Raw genomic sequence first — 15,545 nt, 5'->3', positions numbered from 1 at the left:
ACGGAGAAACCACATGGACACCACGCGGCTGCGCGACGCCGGCATCAAAGCCACCTTCCCCCGGCTGAAGATCCTGGACATCTTTTATCAGCAGGCCAATCAGCACATGAGCGCGGCAGACGTCTACCGCAGCCTCATCTCGGACCACAGCAGCATCGGCCTGGCGACGGTTTATCGCGTCATTACGCAACTTGAGGACGCCGGCCTACTCAAACGTACTCAGCTCGACGCGCACACCACCGTGTTCGAGCTCAACGACAAGGGGCACCACGACCACATGGTCTGCACGCATTGCGGGCAGATCCTGGAATCCAGCGATCCCGCCATGGCGCAATTGGTCAGGAAGATCGCCAAGCGCAGCGGCTTCGCGCTGGATTCCTACAGTCTGGTGCTCTATGGCGGCTGCGGCTGCAAGCCCGGCGCGCCTGCCCACCCCAACGGAGAATTCGAATGAACCGCGATCAGTTTTTCTTCCACGACCTGTCCCAATTCCCCATCGTCACCGCCAAGCACGGCGGTGCACCCAAGGGCTATTCGACCAGCTGGATTCGCGAAATGGAATTGCTGGTGGACAACCCGCAGACGTTCGTCATGGTCGTGCCCGACATGCGCCAGGAAGCCGGCCACGAAGATCGCAAGGCCATGATCGAATGGCAGACCACCAACATGCCGCGGCTCAGGGCGCGTTGCCGGGCTTTCATCGCGGTCGAACGCGACACGGATGCGCTGGACAAGGTCCGCAAGCAGGGCGAGAAAATGGCCCGCGCGTTCGGCATGCCGTTCCTGGCGGTGGCAACGCCTGGTGAAGCGATTCAATGCGCACGCGAGCTGCTGGGCCATAGCGGCCCGGGTGGTTTCGTCGTGGACTAAGCCGCCCCCGCCTTCTACTCCTGCACGCGCCTTCGGGCGCGTTTTGCATTTCCGAGGCTTGCCCGCAACGGCATCAAGCCAAGGCCGGCCGCGATTGCCGAAATTAGAATGCAATATTGATAAATTTGCGATTGTGGCAAAAGGTGGAGCTGGAATAAATTCCACCCCTGGCACATCGGCCCGTCCCGCCACGTCGGGGCTGGCGTCCTGGCGCGCCGGACTCTCCGGATGACGCTTGTCGGCCTATCCATGGCGCAACCCGCCATCGCTTCCCTGGTCCGTACCTGTTGGCCTGCGCGTTCACAAGACGCCGTGGCGGGCGGCTATCCCACTGCCACCTCGCGCGCTATTTTTGCGGCTGCCAACCGCCTGGACTCGACATTGAGATTTACGGCATTCACATCAATGAAGCGATTCCAATTCGATAGCACCGCGCTTCGTTATTTCCTGACCGTCGTCGACACCGGGTCCGTCAATGGCGCGGCGGCACGCCTGAATGTGGTCAGTTCCGCCGTCAGCCGACAGATCGCCGGCCTGGAACAACGCTTGCAAAACCAGCTGTTCGAACGCCATCCCAAGGGCATGCGCGTGACGGAAGTGGGCCGCATCCTGGCGGATCATGCACGCCGAGTGGAAGCGGACGCGGCACGCACCTACGCCGAAATCGGCGGGCAGAACGGCCGCTTTACCCAGACGGTGAAGGTCGCCGGCGCCCACGGCTTCGCGGCCCAGGCACTGCCGCGCAAATTCGCCGCCTTCCAGGCCGAGCACCCTTCCGTGCGCTTTAACCTGACCATCCTGGATGCCGGCCTGGTCACGGAACGCGTGCGCTCCGCACAGGCGGACATCGGCTTCACCTATAGCCATGCGGCAGAAAAGGACATTGCCGTGATCGTTGCGCGCCCGGCCGAGATCGTCGCCGTGATGCGGCCCGGCCACCCGCTGGCTAGCGACGGCGTCCTGCCGTCAACGTCGCCGCTCGTCCTGACCCAACTGTCGGCATATCCCCTGGCCCTGCCCGAAGGCGGCAGCGCCTTGCGCCGGGTGCTGGACATGGCCTCCAGCCTGTACAACACCACCCTGTCGCCCGCGTTCACGTCCAACCACCCCGAGGCGGTCTACAACTATCTGCTGACCGGAAACGCCGTGACCTTGTGCGCGCGCCTGTCGGCGGCCGAGCACCTGGATTCGGGCCGGCTGGTCTGCCGCCCGATGAACGACGCGCTGCTCAACGGCGGGCAGATCCAGGTCCAGACGCATGTCTCCCGGCCCTTGCCGGACGCCGCCCAACGGTTCCTGCGCTTCATCCGCAGCGACGCTTCTCCCCTGTTCTGACCGCGCGCGCCTGCCGCCGGCCCAGGCCGCCCTGTCTGCACACGGCCGCCGTGGCGTTGCCGAAACCAGAATGTCCCAGTGAAAAATGATCAATTGTTAAAAATGTAATTCAAACTTACATTTGCCACGGGTTTACCACTAGATCTTGGCTGCCGGCCCGCCGGCCGCCTTATGCAGGAGCCGTGCGCATGCTTAAGAACCTGAAAATCCGAACCGGACTGCTCGCCGTCCTGGTCCTTTTCGTGCTGGCCCTGGCCGGCGCCACCAGCATGGGCTGGGTGTTCGCCCGCGCGGCCGACGACGCCGTCGACGACCTGAACCGCGTCGCCACCGAACAGACCCGCCCGCTCTACGAAACCCAGGTGCTACTGCTGCGCACCCGCATCACGCTGGTGGCCGCCTACCTGGATGTGGAAGCCGGCCGTGGCGCGCAAGCGCAAGCCAGCGTGGACCAGGCCGGCAAGTTTCTGGCCGACGCCCGCCAACGCTACGCCACGTTCCAGCGCGTGCCCAAAGTCACGGAGGCGGCGCGTAAATTGACCGCTGACCTGGACGGCATTTTCAACGCCTATGTGCGCAGCATCGATGCGCTGGGCGAGGCCCTGCAAAAGCAATCCGCGGAAAACTACGTTACCGCCGTCGCCGAAGCCCGCGCGGCCGACACCCGCTTCGAAGAACGGGTCGTCGCCTTCCTGGCGCACACTGAACGGCGCGCCGCCCAGATCAACGAAGCGTCCGACCAGCGCTACAACCTGGCGGAATTGGCCACGATCATCATGCTGGTCCTGGCGGTCGTCCTGGCAGCCGGATGCTGGCGCTTCATCAGCCGTCAGGTGCTCTTGCCACTGAAAGACGCCGCGCTGCACTTCGACCGCATCGCCTCGGGCGACCTGACCCAACGCGTGGCCGTCGGCGCGCATAACGAGATCGGCGTGCTGTTCGCGGCGCTCAAGCGCATGCAGGACAGCCTGACCCGCACCGTCGCCGAAGTGCGCCGCAGCGTGAACGAGATCAACACCGGCGCTGCCGAGATCTCGTCGGGCAACACCAACTTGTCCTCGCGCACCGAAGAACAGGCCGCCTCCCTGGAAGAAACTGCGGCCAGCATGGAAGAGCTGGCCACGGCCGTGAAGCAGAACACCGAACACGCCCACCAGGCCAACGGGCTCGCGGCCGAAAGCCGCGGCGTGGCGCTGCGCGGCGGCCAGGCCGTCGACCAGGTCGTCCAGACCATGACGCGCATCTCGGACAGCTCGCGCCGCATCGCCGAGATCGTTTCGGTGATCGACGGCATTGCCTTCCAGACCAACATCCTGGCACTGAACGCCGCGGTGGAGGCCGCCCGTGCGGGCGAACAGGGCAAGGGCTTCGCCGTCGTGGCAGGCGAGGTGCGTTCGCTGGCGCAACGCAGCGCGCAAGCCGCCCGCGAAGTGAAAGATCTGATCGAGCAATCCACCCACAACGTGGACAGCGGCGCCGCGCAGGTGCGCGAGGCCGGCGAGACCATGCAGGAAATCGTGACCTCGGTGCAGCGCGTGACCCAGATCATGGCCGAGATCACCGAGGCGTCCACCGAACAGTCCATCGGCATCGACCAGATCAACCGTGCCGTCACGCAGATGGACGACGTGACGCAGCAAAATGCCGCGTTGGTCGAGCAGGCCGCCGCGGCCGCGGCCTCGCTGGAGGATCAGGCCAAGCGCCTGGCCGCCACCGCAGCCTTCTTCAAGGTACCCGCCGAAACCATCATCGACATGACGGCAGAACCCGCCCCGGTGGCCCTGCGGCCCGCCTATGCGGCGTAAGCGTCGCCGGCTGGCTCATCCGTTCGGCCGACTCGCTTTGTCCTAGGGATTTGCGCCGGCTTAAGAGTTGGCCCGCCAGGCCGTTGTCTAGGGGCAAGGCGCCGTTTATTGCGGCGCCGCCCGCCCACCCGACGATGAGCCGCCCTACGTATGAACTGCGCACTCGCCTGTACGTTTTGCCAATCCACGCTGGCCCAAGGCGTGCCGCTGCTGGACAAGAACGGCGCCGCCATCTGCAAGCCCTGCGTGGACCAGTTCGCCGAGTTGTTCGCGGAAAGGGCCTGGCTCATGGCCGCCACATTACAGGAGCAACTAGACGTGCTTTTGGAAGAAAGCCGGCGGGCGCTGGCGCAGAGCGAATCCCTCGCAGAGCGCGCCCGCGGTTGCGGGCTGAGCCTGCATGACCTGTCGGGCGCGGCCACCCGGACCTTGTCTTAGGTGAGGAAAGCGCGGGGGAGCCTCCCCCACGCTCGACGCCCGGCAGGCCTCAGGCCTTGACGGCGAACGGAGCCACGAAGCGGCGCAGGCGCAGCGCGTTGCTCAGGACAAAGACGCTGGACAGCGCCATGGCGCCGGCTGCGAACACGGGTGACAGCAGGCTGCCGTTGACGGGGTACAGCAGGCCGGCCGCGACGGGAATCAAGGCCACGTTGTAAGCGAACGCCCAGAACAGGTTCTGTTTGATGTTGCGGATGGTGGCCTTGGACAAGGCGATGGCGTTGGGCACTCCCCCCAGGTCGCCAGACATCAGCACCACGTCCGCCGCCTCGATAGCAATGTCCGTGCCGGTGCCGATCGCCAGGCCCACATCGGCTTCGGCCAGCGCCGGCGCATCATTGATGCCGTCGCCCACGTAGGCAAGGGGACCGTACTGCTGCTTCAGGCGCTGCACGGCAGCGACCTTGCCGTCAGGCAGCACTTCCGCGATCACCTCGTCGATGCCAAGCTGGCGGGCAATCGCCTCGCCCGTGCGCCGGTTGTCGCCGGTGATCATGGCGACCTTCAGGCCCAGGTCGTGCAGCGCCCGGATCGCGGCGGCCGTTGTTTCCTTGATCGGGTCGGCCACGGCGATCATGGCAGCCAGCCGTCCATTGACCGCGGCATACAGGGGCGTCTTGCCCTCGTCGCCAAGGCGCGCTGCGTCCTGGCCGAACATGGCGACATCCAGGCCCAGGTCCCGCATGTAGCGGTCGGCACCGATCTCGACCAGGTCACCGTCCACGCGAGCGCTGACGCCGAAACCGGTGATCGACTGGAATTGCTCGATGGCACCCAGGGAAATGCCTTGCGCCCGGGCGGCGTCGACAATCGCCTGCGCGATGGGGTGCTCAGATTTCGCCTCCACCGTCGCCACCTTGCCCAATACGGCAGACCGCTCAAAGCCGGAGGCGACGATAAGGTCCGTGAGTTCGGGGCGGCCCTTGGTCAGCGTGCCGGTCTTGTCCACCGCCACCACCTTGGCGTCCTTGAGGGACTGCAAGGCTTCGCCCTTGCGGAACAGCACGCCCATCTGCGCCGCGCGCCCGGTGCCCACCATGATGGAGGTCGGCGTGGCCAGGCCCATGGCGCAGGGGCAGGCAATGATCAGCACGGCCACCGCATTGACCAGCGCGAACGTCAGCGCAGGCTCGGGCCCGAAGGTGAGCCAGATGATGAAGGTCGCCACCGCCGCCGCCATGACGGCCGGCACGAACCACATCGTGATGCGGTCCACCATGGCCTGGATCGGCAGCTTGGAGCCCTGCGCCTGCTCGACCATGCGGATGATCTGCGCCAGCACGGTGTCGTTGCCGACCTTGGTGGCGCGGAACGTCAGCGCGCCATTCTGATTGACCGTGCCGCCGACGACTTCCGCGCCCGGGCTTTTCTCTACGGGAACGGGTTCGCCGCTGATCATGGATTCGTCGATGAAGCTGCTGCCTTCCACCACCTCGCCGTCCACGGGAACGCGTTCGCCGGGGCGGACTTCGATCAGGTCGCCCGCGACGACGTCTTCGATGGCAAGCTCAATCGTGGCGCCGTCGCGGACGACGCGCGCCGTCTTGGCCTGCAGGCCCAGCAAACGCTTGATGGCCTCGGAGGTGTTGCCCTTGGCTCGGGCCTCGAGATAGCGCCCAAGCAGGATCAGCGCCACGATCACCGCGGCGGCTTCGAAATAGACATTGACCGTGCCGGCAGGCAGGAGCCCGGCCGCGAAGGTCGCGACCACCGAATAGGCATACGCGGCGGACGTGCCCACCGCCACCAGCGAATTCATGTCAGGCGCGCCGCGCAGCAGCGCCGGGATGCCTTTCTGGAAGAAGCGCAGGCCGGGCCCGAACAGGACGATGCTTGCCAGCACAAACTGGATGTACCAGCTGTTCTGCGTGCCGATGCTTTCGGCGATGACGTGGTGGAACGCCGGAACCAGATGCGCGCCCATTTCCATGATGAACACGGGCAACGCGAAGACCGCGGCGATCGTCAGCGCGCGCTTGAGCGATTTCAGCTCGGCGGCCTGGCGTTCGGCGACCGCATCCGTATCGGTGGATTCGCCGGAAAGGACTTTTGCCTCGTACCCCGCCTTGGCCACCGCCTGTATCAGCGCGGTCGGCGACGTGCCGCCGGTGGCGGTCACCTGCGCACGCTCGGTGGCCAGGTTGACGGTTGCGGCGCTGACGCCCGGCACGGCCTTCAGAGCCTTTTCGACCCGGCCGACGCACGAGGCGCACGTCATTCCTGACACCGACAGCTCGATGGTGTTCTCGGCGACGGCATAACCGGCCTTCTGAACAGCCTGGACAGCCGCTACGACGTTCGGCATCCCGTCAAACGTGATATCGGCGCGTTCGGTGGCCAGGTTGACGCTGGCCTTGTGGACGCCCGGCACGGCTTTCAAGGCTTTCTCGACGCGGCCAACGCACGAGGCGCACGTCATGCCTTCGATCGGAAGACTGATCGCGGTGCTGTCTGCTGTGGCGCTCATCACTGCTCCTTTAACTGGGATTTCCCTTCAGATGCAGACCAAGATAAAGGTTCCAATGATGTGAAGGTCAAGCCCTTAACGCGCAGGCAGCTGCTCCCGATTTCGCTGCAGCTTCGCTTCGTACAGACGAAAAAAAAGCACCGCGATCGCTCGCTGGTGCTTGATTCTCTTTCTACCTTCGTAAAAAGGCAGGGGTGGTGGGCTGAGCGAGACTCGAACTCGCGACCAACGGATTAAAAGTCCGCTGCTCTACCGACTGAGCTATCAGCCCGACCGAAGCCAGAAATTATGGCGGATTTTTTTGGTCTTGTCAAAAAGTTTGGCGGCAAGCTGCCATGACCACTCGCTTGCCGCCCATGAAAAACGGCCGCGCTGGGCGGCCGTTCTTCCGGGCAGATGACGCTGGACTTACCAGGCGGCCACCACGGCGCCCTTGTACTTGGTCTCGATGAACTGCTTCACGGCCGGGCTGTGATAGACGCTGATCAGCTTGGCGAACTCGGGACGGTCCTTGTCCTTCTCACGCACGACCAGCACGTTGGCGTACGGCGAATCCGGCGACTCCTGGGCGATTGCGTCCTTGGTCGGGTTCAGGCCGGCTTCCAGCGCGAAGTTGGTGTTGATGGCCGAGGCGTCGGTGTCGTCCAGCGAACGCGGCAGTTGGGCGGCGTCCAGCTCGATGAAGCGCAGCTTCTTCTTGTTCTCGACGACGTCGATCGGGGTCGCCTTCAGGCCGGCTTCCGGACGCAGCTTGATCAAGCCATTGGCTTGCAGCAGCAGCAGGGCACGGCCGCCATTGGTCGGATCGTTCGGCAGCGCGATGCGGGCGCCGTCTTTCAGATCGGCCAGCGACTTGATCTTCTTGCTGTAGATGCCGATCGGGAAAATCACGGTCTTGGCGATGCTGACCAGCTTGTAGCCGCGGTCGGCGTTGGCGTTGTCCAGATAGGGCTGGTGCTGATAGCTGTTGAGGTCCAGGTCGCCCGAGGCCAGCGCCACGTTGGGCTGCACGTAGTCGGTGAATTCGATGATCTGGATATTCAGGCCCTGCTTGGCGGCTTCGGCCTTGACCACATCAAAGATCTGGGCGTGCGGGCCGGCGGTGACGCCAACCTTCAGCGGCTTGTCCTGGGCCAGCGCGGGCTGGGCAAAAACGGCGGCGCCCAGGGCGAACGCGGCCAGCGACTTCAAAACCTTGATGCTCATGTTGCGATATCCCGAATAACGGATGTAGAGAGAAGAATGAATAGGCGCTATTGCGATCAGCGATGCGACATGCGGCGCACGAAGCGGTCGCCAAGGCTTTGGATCGCCTGGACCAATACGATCAGCACGATCACGACCGCGGCCATGACGTCCGATTGGAAACGTTGATACCCGTAGCGGATGGCCAGGTCGCCCAGGCCGCCGCCGCCGATGGCGCCGGCCATCGCCGAATAGCCGATCAGGCTGACGACCGTGACGATGGTGGCGGCGATCAGGCCGGGCAAGGCCTCGGGCAGCAGCACCTTCAGGATGATCTGCATCGGCGATGCGCCCATGGCGCGCGCGGCGGTGATCAGCCCCGGATCCACTTCGCGCATGGCGTTCTCGGCGATGCGGGCCATGAACGGGATGGCGGCCACCGACAGCGGCACGATGGCGGCCGTGGTGCCGATGGAGGTCTGTGCCACCAGGCGGGTGAACGGGATGATCGCAACCATCAGGATCACGAACGGCACCGAGCGCGTGGCGTTGATGATGGCGCCCAGCACGTGGTTGACGGGCTGGTTCTCCAGCATGTTGCCGCGCGCGGTCACGGCCAGCGTCACGCCCAGCGGAATGCCGATAACCACCGCGATGGCGCTGGCCACACCCACCATCAGCAGGGTGTCAAGCAGCGACGTAATAAGCAGATCGATCAGTTGCGGACTCATGAGCTATTTCTTCAACGGTGATGTCACGGGCGGTCAACGCGGCAATCGCGTCCTTGACCGCGGCGGGCGCGCCCTGAGCCAGCACGAACATCGTGCCCACGGCCACGCCCTGGATGTCTTCGACGCGGGCCTGCACCAGGCCGACGTCCAGCGAGTACTGCTTGGACAGGTCCGACAGGAACGATCCCGACGCGTCCGTGCCGGTCAACGACAGGCGCAGCAGGCGTACGGCCTGACCCGGCTTGGCGGCGGCCAGCGCGGCGATGCGTTCTTTCGCGGCGGCCAGCGTGGCGTCGGTCAGGTCGGACGCGGTAGCGGCCGACACCATGCCGCGCGTGACGTCGTGACGCGGCTGCGCGAACACTTCACGCGTGCTGCCCACTTCCACCACTTCGCCTTGCGACAGGACGGCAACGCGGTCGCAGACCTCGCGCACGACTTCCATCTGGTGCGTGATCATGACGACGGTCACGCCGGTCTTGCGGTTGATGTCGCGCAGCAGCGCCAGGATGTTGTGCGTGGTTTCCGGATCCAGCGCGGACGTGGCTTCATCGCTGAGCAGCACGTCCGGGTTGTTGGCCAGCGCGCGCGCAATGCCCACGCGCTGCTTCTGGCCGCCGCTGATCTGGCTGGGATAGCGGTCGCGCAGATGCTCCAGGCCCACCAGCGCCAGCAGGCGTTCGACGCGGGCCGGGATCTCGGCCTTGGCAACGCCGGCGATTTCCAGCGGCAAGGCGACGTTGCCGTAGACGGTACGGCGCGACAGCAGGTTGAAGCCCTGGAACACCATGCCGATGCGGCGCCGCTGCTCACGCAGTTGCGCTTCATTCAGGCCGGTCAGTTGCTGCCCACCGATGGCGATCGTGCCTTGGTTGGGACGTTCCAGCAAATTGATGCACTGGACCAGCGTGCTTTTACCGGCCCCGCTGGGGCCGATGATGCCGAAGACCTCACCCTGCGCAATATGCAGGTTGATGCCTCGCAGCGCCTGGAATTCTCCATGCGGCGTGGCATAGGTCTTGGATAGGTTCTCGATGTGGATCATGGCAAGCGATTTTGTATCTTTTCTCTTCTAAAGAGAACGACCGTTTTTTCCATTTTCTATAACTATAAGTAATATAGAACGCCGTGGCCGCCCGAGGGCGGGCCCACAGGGCCTATCTCGAATCCTGCAATCGGTGCCGGACAGAAGGCGTAAAGGGCAGTCAGGAAGGAAAGCCTTCCTGACTGCCCTTTTGTCGCGGTGGCCGGCGAACCGGCCACGCTACTGTCAACGAGCGCGGGAAATGCGGACTTCCGCGCCCCGGCGCTTGACCTCAAGGCCTTCGGACGGCGAAATGCGCAGCCCTTCCAGCCCTTTGATGTAGCTGGAGCCTTGCATCTGCATCACGCGGATCTTGTTGCGCATGACGACCGGGTTATGCACCGGCATGCCGAACATCCAGACTTCGTCCAGAATGCGGGCCGAGTTGAACTCGCCCGTATGCTGCGCGGCCGGTCCCAGACAGAGCATGTGCCCTTCGCGGCCGAAAACCGGGAACTGGCCCAGTTCGCAGTCGATCGTCCAGGTGGTGCCGCCTTCGTAGCGATGCCCCGTGTTCAGGTCCCACCAGGCCTCGCCCTTGGGCAGGTACACGCGTACCTGCTTGCCGGGTTCGGTCACCGGCGCCACCAGCAGGGCCGGGCCCAACAGGTATTGCAGGTCCCATTCATGGGCATGCGGATCGTTCGGGAACGACAGGGCCATGGAACGCTGCACCGGCAGACCAGTGCGCGCCGAATCCTCGATGGCGCCCAGCACATAGGGCACCAGGCGGTAGCGCCATTGCATCCACGTCTTGGCCTGGGCCAGCGTTTCTTCGCCGAAGTCCCAAGGCATCAGGCCTTCAACGCCCTGGAACGAGAAGTTCGCCGAGAAAACGCCCACCGTCAGCCAGCGCAGGTACAGCTCGGACGTCATGCCCGAGCGGTCGCGCGAGCCCGAACCGATGCCATGCACTTGCACCGGCACGCCGCTGGCGCCGATCGACAAGGCGGTACGCAGGGTATGGCGCAAGCCATCCCAGGTGTTTTCCACCTGCGGCCCCACTTGCCACGGCAAGCGCTGGGCGGCGGGGAACAGGTCGGAGCTGGGCACCACGCCTTCCGGCGGCACCTTCAGGCCGGCAACAGCGTCGAACAGCGCGCGGCGCACCAGCAGCGGATACATGCTGCGCAGAGCCGGGCCGGTTTCGCCGTTGCGGGCGGTCACGCCGTCGGGGATGGCGATCTGGGCGTCGCACGCGGGCGCGTCCAGGCCGTCTTCGACCAATTGGCGATGACGCTCGACCCACTGGTTGTAGATGTCGCGATAGGTCAGGTCCAGCAAGCCATAAGGCTGGCCGGAGGTGGCGGCGTTGCCGTCGAACACCTGGGCCGAACCGTCATCCTTGGCCAGCAGCCAGCCGCGGTCTTCCAGTTCTTCGAACAGCGGGCTGGTCTTCAGCACGCCGGGGAAACCGGAGGCCGACACGTGCACGTTGTGCTTGTGGAAGAGCGCCAGCATCTGCTTGGCGTCCGGGAAGCGCTGGGCGTCCCATTCGAAAACGGCCTTGTCCGCCTGGAAGCCCCAAGCGGCAGGCTGCGCCAGGGTCACGGCATCCACCGGGATCTGGTTTTCACGCATGCGGGCAACCAGGGCCACCGTCTGCGTCGGCATTTCGCCCGCCGCCTGTTGCAGCCACGCGCCCATCGCCCACAGCACGGGCTGGCCGGCTCGGCCGGTCAGCGCGGTGTACTGGTTCAGGATTTCCGCGGGTTCGCCGGCGAACAGGAACACGTCCAGCACGGCATCGTCCACGGTCAGCACGTAGGCCGATTCCGCGGGCGCGACGCCCACCGCGTGCTCGACGCGGCGCATGGTGTTCACGTAGACGCCCCAGCCGCGCGGGCTCCATGCCAATGGCAAGGCACGGTGCTCAGGGTCATCGGAAACGACCGATTCCTCGCGGCGGTTCAAGTCGCCCGGGGTTTCGCCCAGGCCGAAGACGCGATCATCCGCCTGCAGGGTGAACCCCGCAGACCAGACCGCGTCATCGTCCTGGTCCAGCGCGTTATGCCCAAATGCGGGCGTATGCGCGGAAACCTCGGACTCGAACACCCGTTCCTCGTTGCGGTAGAGCGCCACACGCACGGGGTTGGATTGGATCTCCAGGGCGACGTCGCCCTGGGTAATGCGCCAGCCATCCCCGCCTTCGCGAGGGGCAATGGCGGCTTCGCCCACGGCCTCTTGGCGCGCGAGCAGCATCTCCGCCACGGCGCGCGCACGCGCGCTGGGCTTATCTTCATTCAGGTGGTTCGCCTCGCCGCAGCGCAGGCGAAAAACACCAGGCGCATGCGCCTCGACTACCAGGTGCAACCCATCGCCCGCATCGAAATCGAAACGACTGGGGCGGGACGTCAGCAGCTCGACATTATCGAGCTGGGTAGTATGGGCAAAGTCGAACTTGGGCGGCACAGAGCATCCCCCGGCTTAAGCCAAAAACCATCAAAAGACGCTATTTTGACGGATTTGAGCTTTGAAATAAACTCGGTCCCTCTTTTGGAAGGCGATCTCATCCAAAAAAGGGGCATAAAGCCCTCGGCCAGCGCCTATCGGTCTACACGCCCGTGCGCTGCCGAAACGCCAATTTCGAGCCCAATGCGGCCTATTTGGCGCCAAATCCTGGCAATTACTGCAATTCTACGCCACCTGACCGCGAGGCCCGTCACCGGCCTGACTTTTTTTCACCGTGGAGAAATAAGTTGGGCCAGATCGGTTTCCAGCGGCGACGGCTCGCCCGCCAGGCGAGCAGCGATCAAGTCGCCCATCAATGCCGACCAGGACAGCCCCCGCGAGGCATAGCCCACCGCCAACCACAAGCCCCGAGCATGCGGCAATTCCCCCACTGCCGGCAAGCGTCCCGGCAACACGGCGCGCCAGCCGGCCCAACCGGGCAGGCTGCCCGGAACCAGGGCGTCGAACTCGGGGAAGTGACCGCTTAGTAGCCCTGCCGCCTTGGCCAGCGTGACCCGCTGGCCGTCTGCGCTGATCCGCGCCTCGGCCGCATCATGGACGTACGTGCTACCCACCACGCAGCCTGCGCCCACATCCGGCAGCAAATACCCTTCCCCGCCGACGATGCAACGGGGGCCGCCCGACAGCGCCTCGGCAGGCACCAGCGTTACCTCGCCCGTCAATGCATGCATCTGCGCCACGCGCGGCAGGGGATCCAGCAGGCCGCTGTCGGCCAGTACGCCGCGCACGCCAGCCGCATTGGCCAGGATGACCGTTTGGGCCTGCACCAATTCGGCGCCTTGCCCATCCAGCACGCGCCAGCCCTGCCCGCTAGGCTCCACACGCGCCGCCTGACCGGGAAGCAGCGTCACGCCCGGGGTGGCCAGCAGCGCGTCGATCAGCCGGTTTGGCTGCACCAACATGCCCTGGGCAAAGAGCACCCCGCCGCGGGCCAGCGGCAGGCCGGCCAGGGCGCTGGCCTCGTCGCGATCCACTTGACGCACCCAATCCGACGGAAACGCCAGGGTTTCCAGGGTGCCGGCCAGCGCAGCCGACTTGCCCGCATCGCGCTCGACCTGCACGGTGCCGCACACGCGCGGCGCCGCATCGCCGGCCAACCCTTGCCAACGGGCCAGGGCGCGCTGGCTGCCCGCGCGCGACAGCCGCGCCCGCGCATTGTCGTCACGCGCCACCACCGGCGTCAGCGCCGCAGCCAGATGGCCCGCATGCGCGGGCGCCCCCAGCGCCCGGCCCGCATCCAGCACCGTGACGCGCCAACCGCGGCCTGCCAGCGCTTGCGCGATTCCCGCGCCCGCCAGCCCCGCACCCACCACCACGGCATGGCCGGCGTCCACGCCGGGGGCCGCCGCCGCGCGGCCTTGCTCGCGGACCTCGCCCACCGTCATGTGCCATTTGCCGCCGTAGCCCGGCTCGCGCCGCACATCGAAACCGGCTTCCTGCAAGGCTTGCCGCAGCGCGCCGGTGCAGGCCCAGGTCGCCACCGTCGCCCCCGGCGCCGCAAGATCGGCCAACGTGCGCAACAGGGGCTCGGACCAGATATCCGGATTGCGGTCAGGGGCAAACCCGTCCAGGAAAAAGGCATCGACCCGTGCGCCCAAGCGTGGCGCCAGCACCTGCGCCCGCCCAAAACAAAGCGTCAGCGTCACGGCGCCGTTCTCGAATTCCAGGCGATGCAGCCCCGGCAGCAGCACGGGCCACTGCGCGGCCAGACGCTGCGCCAGCACCGCAAACGGCTCCGGTGTGTAGCGCGCTAACAAGGCGGACAGGTCTTCTTGCGTGAACGGATGGGCTTCCATCGAGATCACGTGCAGCGTGGCGGACCGTTGCGGGTCATCGCGCCACGCCTTCCACAGCGCCAGGAAATTCAGCCCCAGGCCGAAACCCGTCTCGCAGACGGTGAACCCCCTGCGGCCCTGCCAGCGGCCGGGCAGCCCGTTGCCGCGCAGAAACACGTGCTCCGCCTGCCCGAGCGCACCGGAAGGCGAATGATAGACATCGCCATACACGGGGCTATACAGCTTGCCGTCAGCGTCGATATCGACCACTGCGGGCGTCAAGGGAACATAAGGCGCAGACATGGGATCCCGGGAAACAATCAAGGTTGAGACAAAGGCGAATTATCGAGCGTCTGGCGCGCCGGCGTTGGATGGACACCACGCCGGCGCCCGTGTTTCAGGCCTTTGCCTCAGATTTGACGCATACATGGGCTTACACTGGTTTACATGGATACCTATGATCAGCCCCGTTCGCAGGCTTCGCCCATAGACCTGTGCGCCGCGATCGACGCGGCCGTCACTGCGGCTCATGGCGGCGCGGCCATCCTGCAATCCTACGCGCATCACCGCGCCGATCTCGTGATCGACCGCAAGGCGCGCAATGATCTCGTCTCCCAGGCGGACCGCGAGGCAGAGGCCGTCATCATCCAGGAGCTTCAGACCCGCACGCCCAAGTTCGGCATCGTGGCCGAAGAGACCGGCGGCAAGCCCAAGGGCATCGCCACGTGGTACATCGATCCGCTCGACGGCACCACCAATTTCCTGCATGACATCCCGCACTACGCCGTGTCGATCGCGCTGATCGCCCACGCGGGCACCGCGATATCGGCGACCGACACCCTGGCGGAAGACACGCCCGTGATCGGCGTGGTGTACGACCCCAACCGCGAAGAGCTGTTCACCGCGGTGTACGGCATCGGCGCCTGGCTCAACGGCCGCCGCATCAAGTGTTCACGCACGCAGACGATCGAAGACTCCGTGCTGGCCACGGGCTTCCCGTTCCGTGACTTCTCATTCGCCGGGCAATACATGCCCATGCTGGACGACGCCATCAAGCGTGCGCGCGGCGTGCGCCGCATGGGCGCAGCGGCGCTGGACCTGGCATGGACGGCTTGCGGCCGTTACGACGGTTATTGGGAAATGGGCCTCGCACCCTGGGACGTGGCCGCCGGCACGCTGATCCTGCGCGAAGCGGGCGGCACGTGCACGGACATGCACAAGCTGGACCCCTGGCCGATCGGCGGACGCGTCGTGGCGGGCAACCCCGCCATCGAACGCGCCCTGCATGACATGATCGCGCCCCACCTCGCCAAGCCCGGCTGA

12 protein-coding genes and 1 tRNA gene are annotated in these 15,545 nt (G+C 65.5%); 6 read left to right on the top strand and 7 right to left on the bottom strand.

Going from position 1 to position 15,545, the window contains the following annotated elements:
- The first annotated feature begins 13 nt into the window (after window positions 1–13).
- From AC3WMU_RS19240 to AC3WMU_RS19220, 5 genes are all read left to right on the top strand, one after another.
- Window positions 14–454: a transcriptional repressor gene (locus tag AC3WMU_RS19240; protein ID WP_006226298.1), complete on the top strand. Its 441-nt coding sequence runs from the start codon at window positions 14–16 to the stop codon at window positions 452–454.
- Window positions 451–870 carry a hypothetical protein gene (locus tag AC3WMU_RS19235; protein WP_006226297.1) on the top strand — a complete coding sequence of 140 codons (420 nt, stop codon included), beginning with the start codon at window positions 451–453 and terminating at the stop codon, window positions 868–870. The genes AC3WMU_RS19240 and AC3WMU_RS19235 overlap by 4 nt, the downstream gene beginning before the upstream one ends.
- A 405-nt stretch (window positions 871–1,275) precedes the next feature.
- The gene (locus tag AC3WMU_RS19230; protein WP_424625281.1) at window positions 1,276–2,205 is read left to right on the top strand and encodes a LysR family transcriptional regulator; all 930 of its coding nucleotides are present in this window, start codon (window positions 1,276–1,278) and stop codon (window positions 2,203–2,205) included.
- Between the two features lie 188 nt (window positions 2,206–2,393).
- Window positions 2,394–4,010, top strand: coding sequence for a methyl-accepting chemotaxis protein (locus tag AC3WMU_RS19225; protein ID WP_424625280.1), 1,617 nt, complete (start codon window positions 2,394–2,396; stop codon window positions 4,008–4,010).
- A gap of 150 nt (window positions 4,011–4,160) precedes the next feature.
- A complete protein-coding gene (locus AC3WMU_RS19220) occupies window positions 4,161–4,448 on the top strand; it encodes a ClpX C4-type zinc finger protein (protein WP_006226294.1) in 288 nt (95 codons plus the stop codon).
- A gap of 49 nt (window positions 4,449–4,497) precedes the next feature.
- Here the strand turns inward: AC3WMU_RS19220 and AC3WMU_RS19215 are convergent, their stop codons facing one another.
- The 7 genes from AC3WMU_RS19215 to mnmC all read right to left on the bottom strand — a co-directional run bounded on the left by AC3WMU_RS19215 (window position 4,498) and on the right by mnmC (window position 14,525).
- The gene (locus AC3WMU_RS19215; RefSeq protein ID WP_492282831.1) at window positions 4,498–6,975 is read right to left on the bottom strand and encodes a heavy metal translocating P-type ATPase; all 2,478 of its coding nucleotides are present in this window, start codon (window positions 6,973–6,975) and stop codon (window positions 4,498–4,500) included.
- A 195-nt stretch (window positions 6,976–7,170) separates the two neighbouring features.
- A tRNA-Lys gene (locus tag AC3WMU_RS19210) sits at window positions 7,171–7,246 on the bottom strand.
- 137 nt (window positions 7,247–7,383) lie between these two features.
- Window positions 7,384–8,181, bottom strand: a complete 798-nt coding sequence (locus tag AC3WMU_RS19205) for a MetQ/NlpA family ABC transporter substrate-binding protein (RefSeq protein WP_006226292.1) — start codon at window positions 8,179–8,181, stop codon at window positions 7,384–7,386.
- Between the two features lie 56 nt (window positions 8,182–8,237).
- A complete protein-coding gene (locus AC3WMU_RS19200; RefSeq protein ID WP_492282830.1) occupies window positions 8,238–8,891 on the bottom strand; it encodes a methionine ABC transporter permease in 654 nt (217 codons plus the stop codon).
- Window positions 8,848–9,936, bottom strand: a complete 1,089-nt coding sequence (locus tag AC3WMU_RS19195) for a methionine ABC transporter ATP-binding protein (RefSeq protein WP_006226290.1) — start codon at window positions 9,934–9,936, stop codon at window positions 8,848–8,850. The genes AC3WMU_RS19200 and AC3WMU_RS19195 overlap by 44 nt, the downstream gene beginning before the upstream one ends.
- A 225-nt stretch (window positions 9,937–10,161) precedes the next feature.
- The gene (locus AC3WMU_RS19190; protein ID WP_315138065.1) at window positions 10,162–12,387 is read right to left on the bottom strand and encodes a glycoside hydrolase family 31 protein; all 2,226 of its coding nucleotides are present in this window, start codon (window positions 12,385–12,387) and stop codon (window positions 10,162–10,164) included.
- Window positions 12,388–12,656: 269 nt separating this feature from the next.
- Window positions 12,657–14,525, bottom strand: coding sequence for a bifunctional tRNA (5-methylaminomethyl-2-thiouridine)(34)-methyltransferase MnmC2/FAD-dependent 5-carboxymethylaminomethyl-2-thiouridine(34) oxidoreductase MnmC1 (gene mnmC, locus AC3WMU_RS19185; RefSeq protein WP_492282829.1), 1,869 nt, complete (start codon window positions 14,523–14,525; stop codon window positions 12,657–12,659).
- A gap of 144 nt (window positions 14,526–14,669) precedes the next feature.
- On the opposite strand from mnmC, the gene AC3WMU_RS19180 reads away from it, so the two are divergent.
- Window positions 14,670–15,545: an inositol monophosphatase family protein gene (locus AC3WMU_RS19180; protein WP_492282828.1), complete on the top strand. Its 876-nt coding sequence runs from the start codon at window positions 14,670–14,672 to the stop codon at window positions 15,543–15,545.

The organism is Achromobacter sp. FW305-C-13, assembly GCF_058783475.1.
This window is presented reverse-complemented; position numbering and strand designations above follow the sequence as displayed.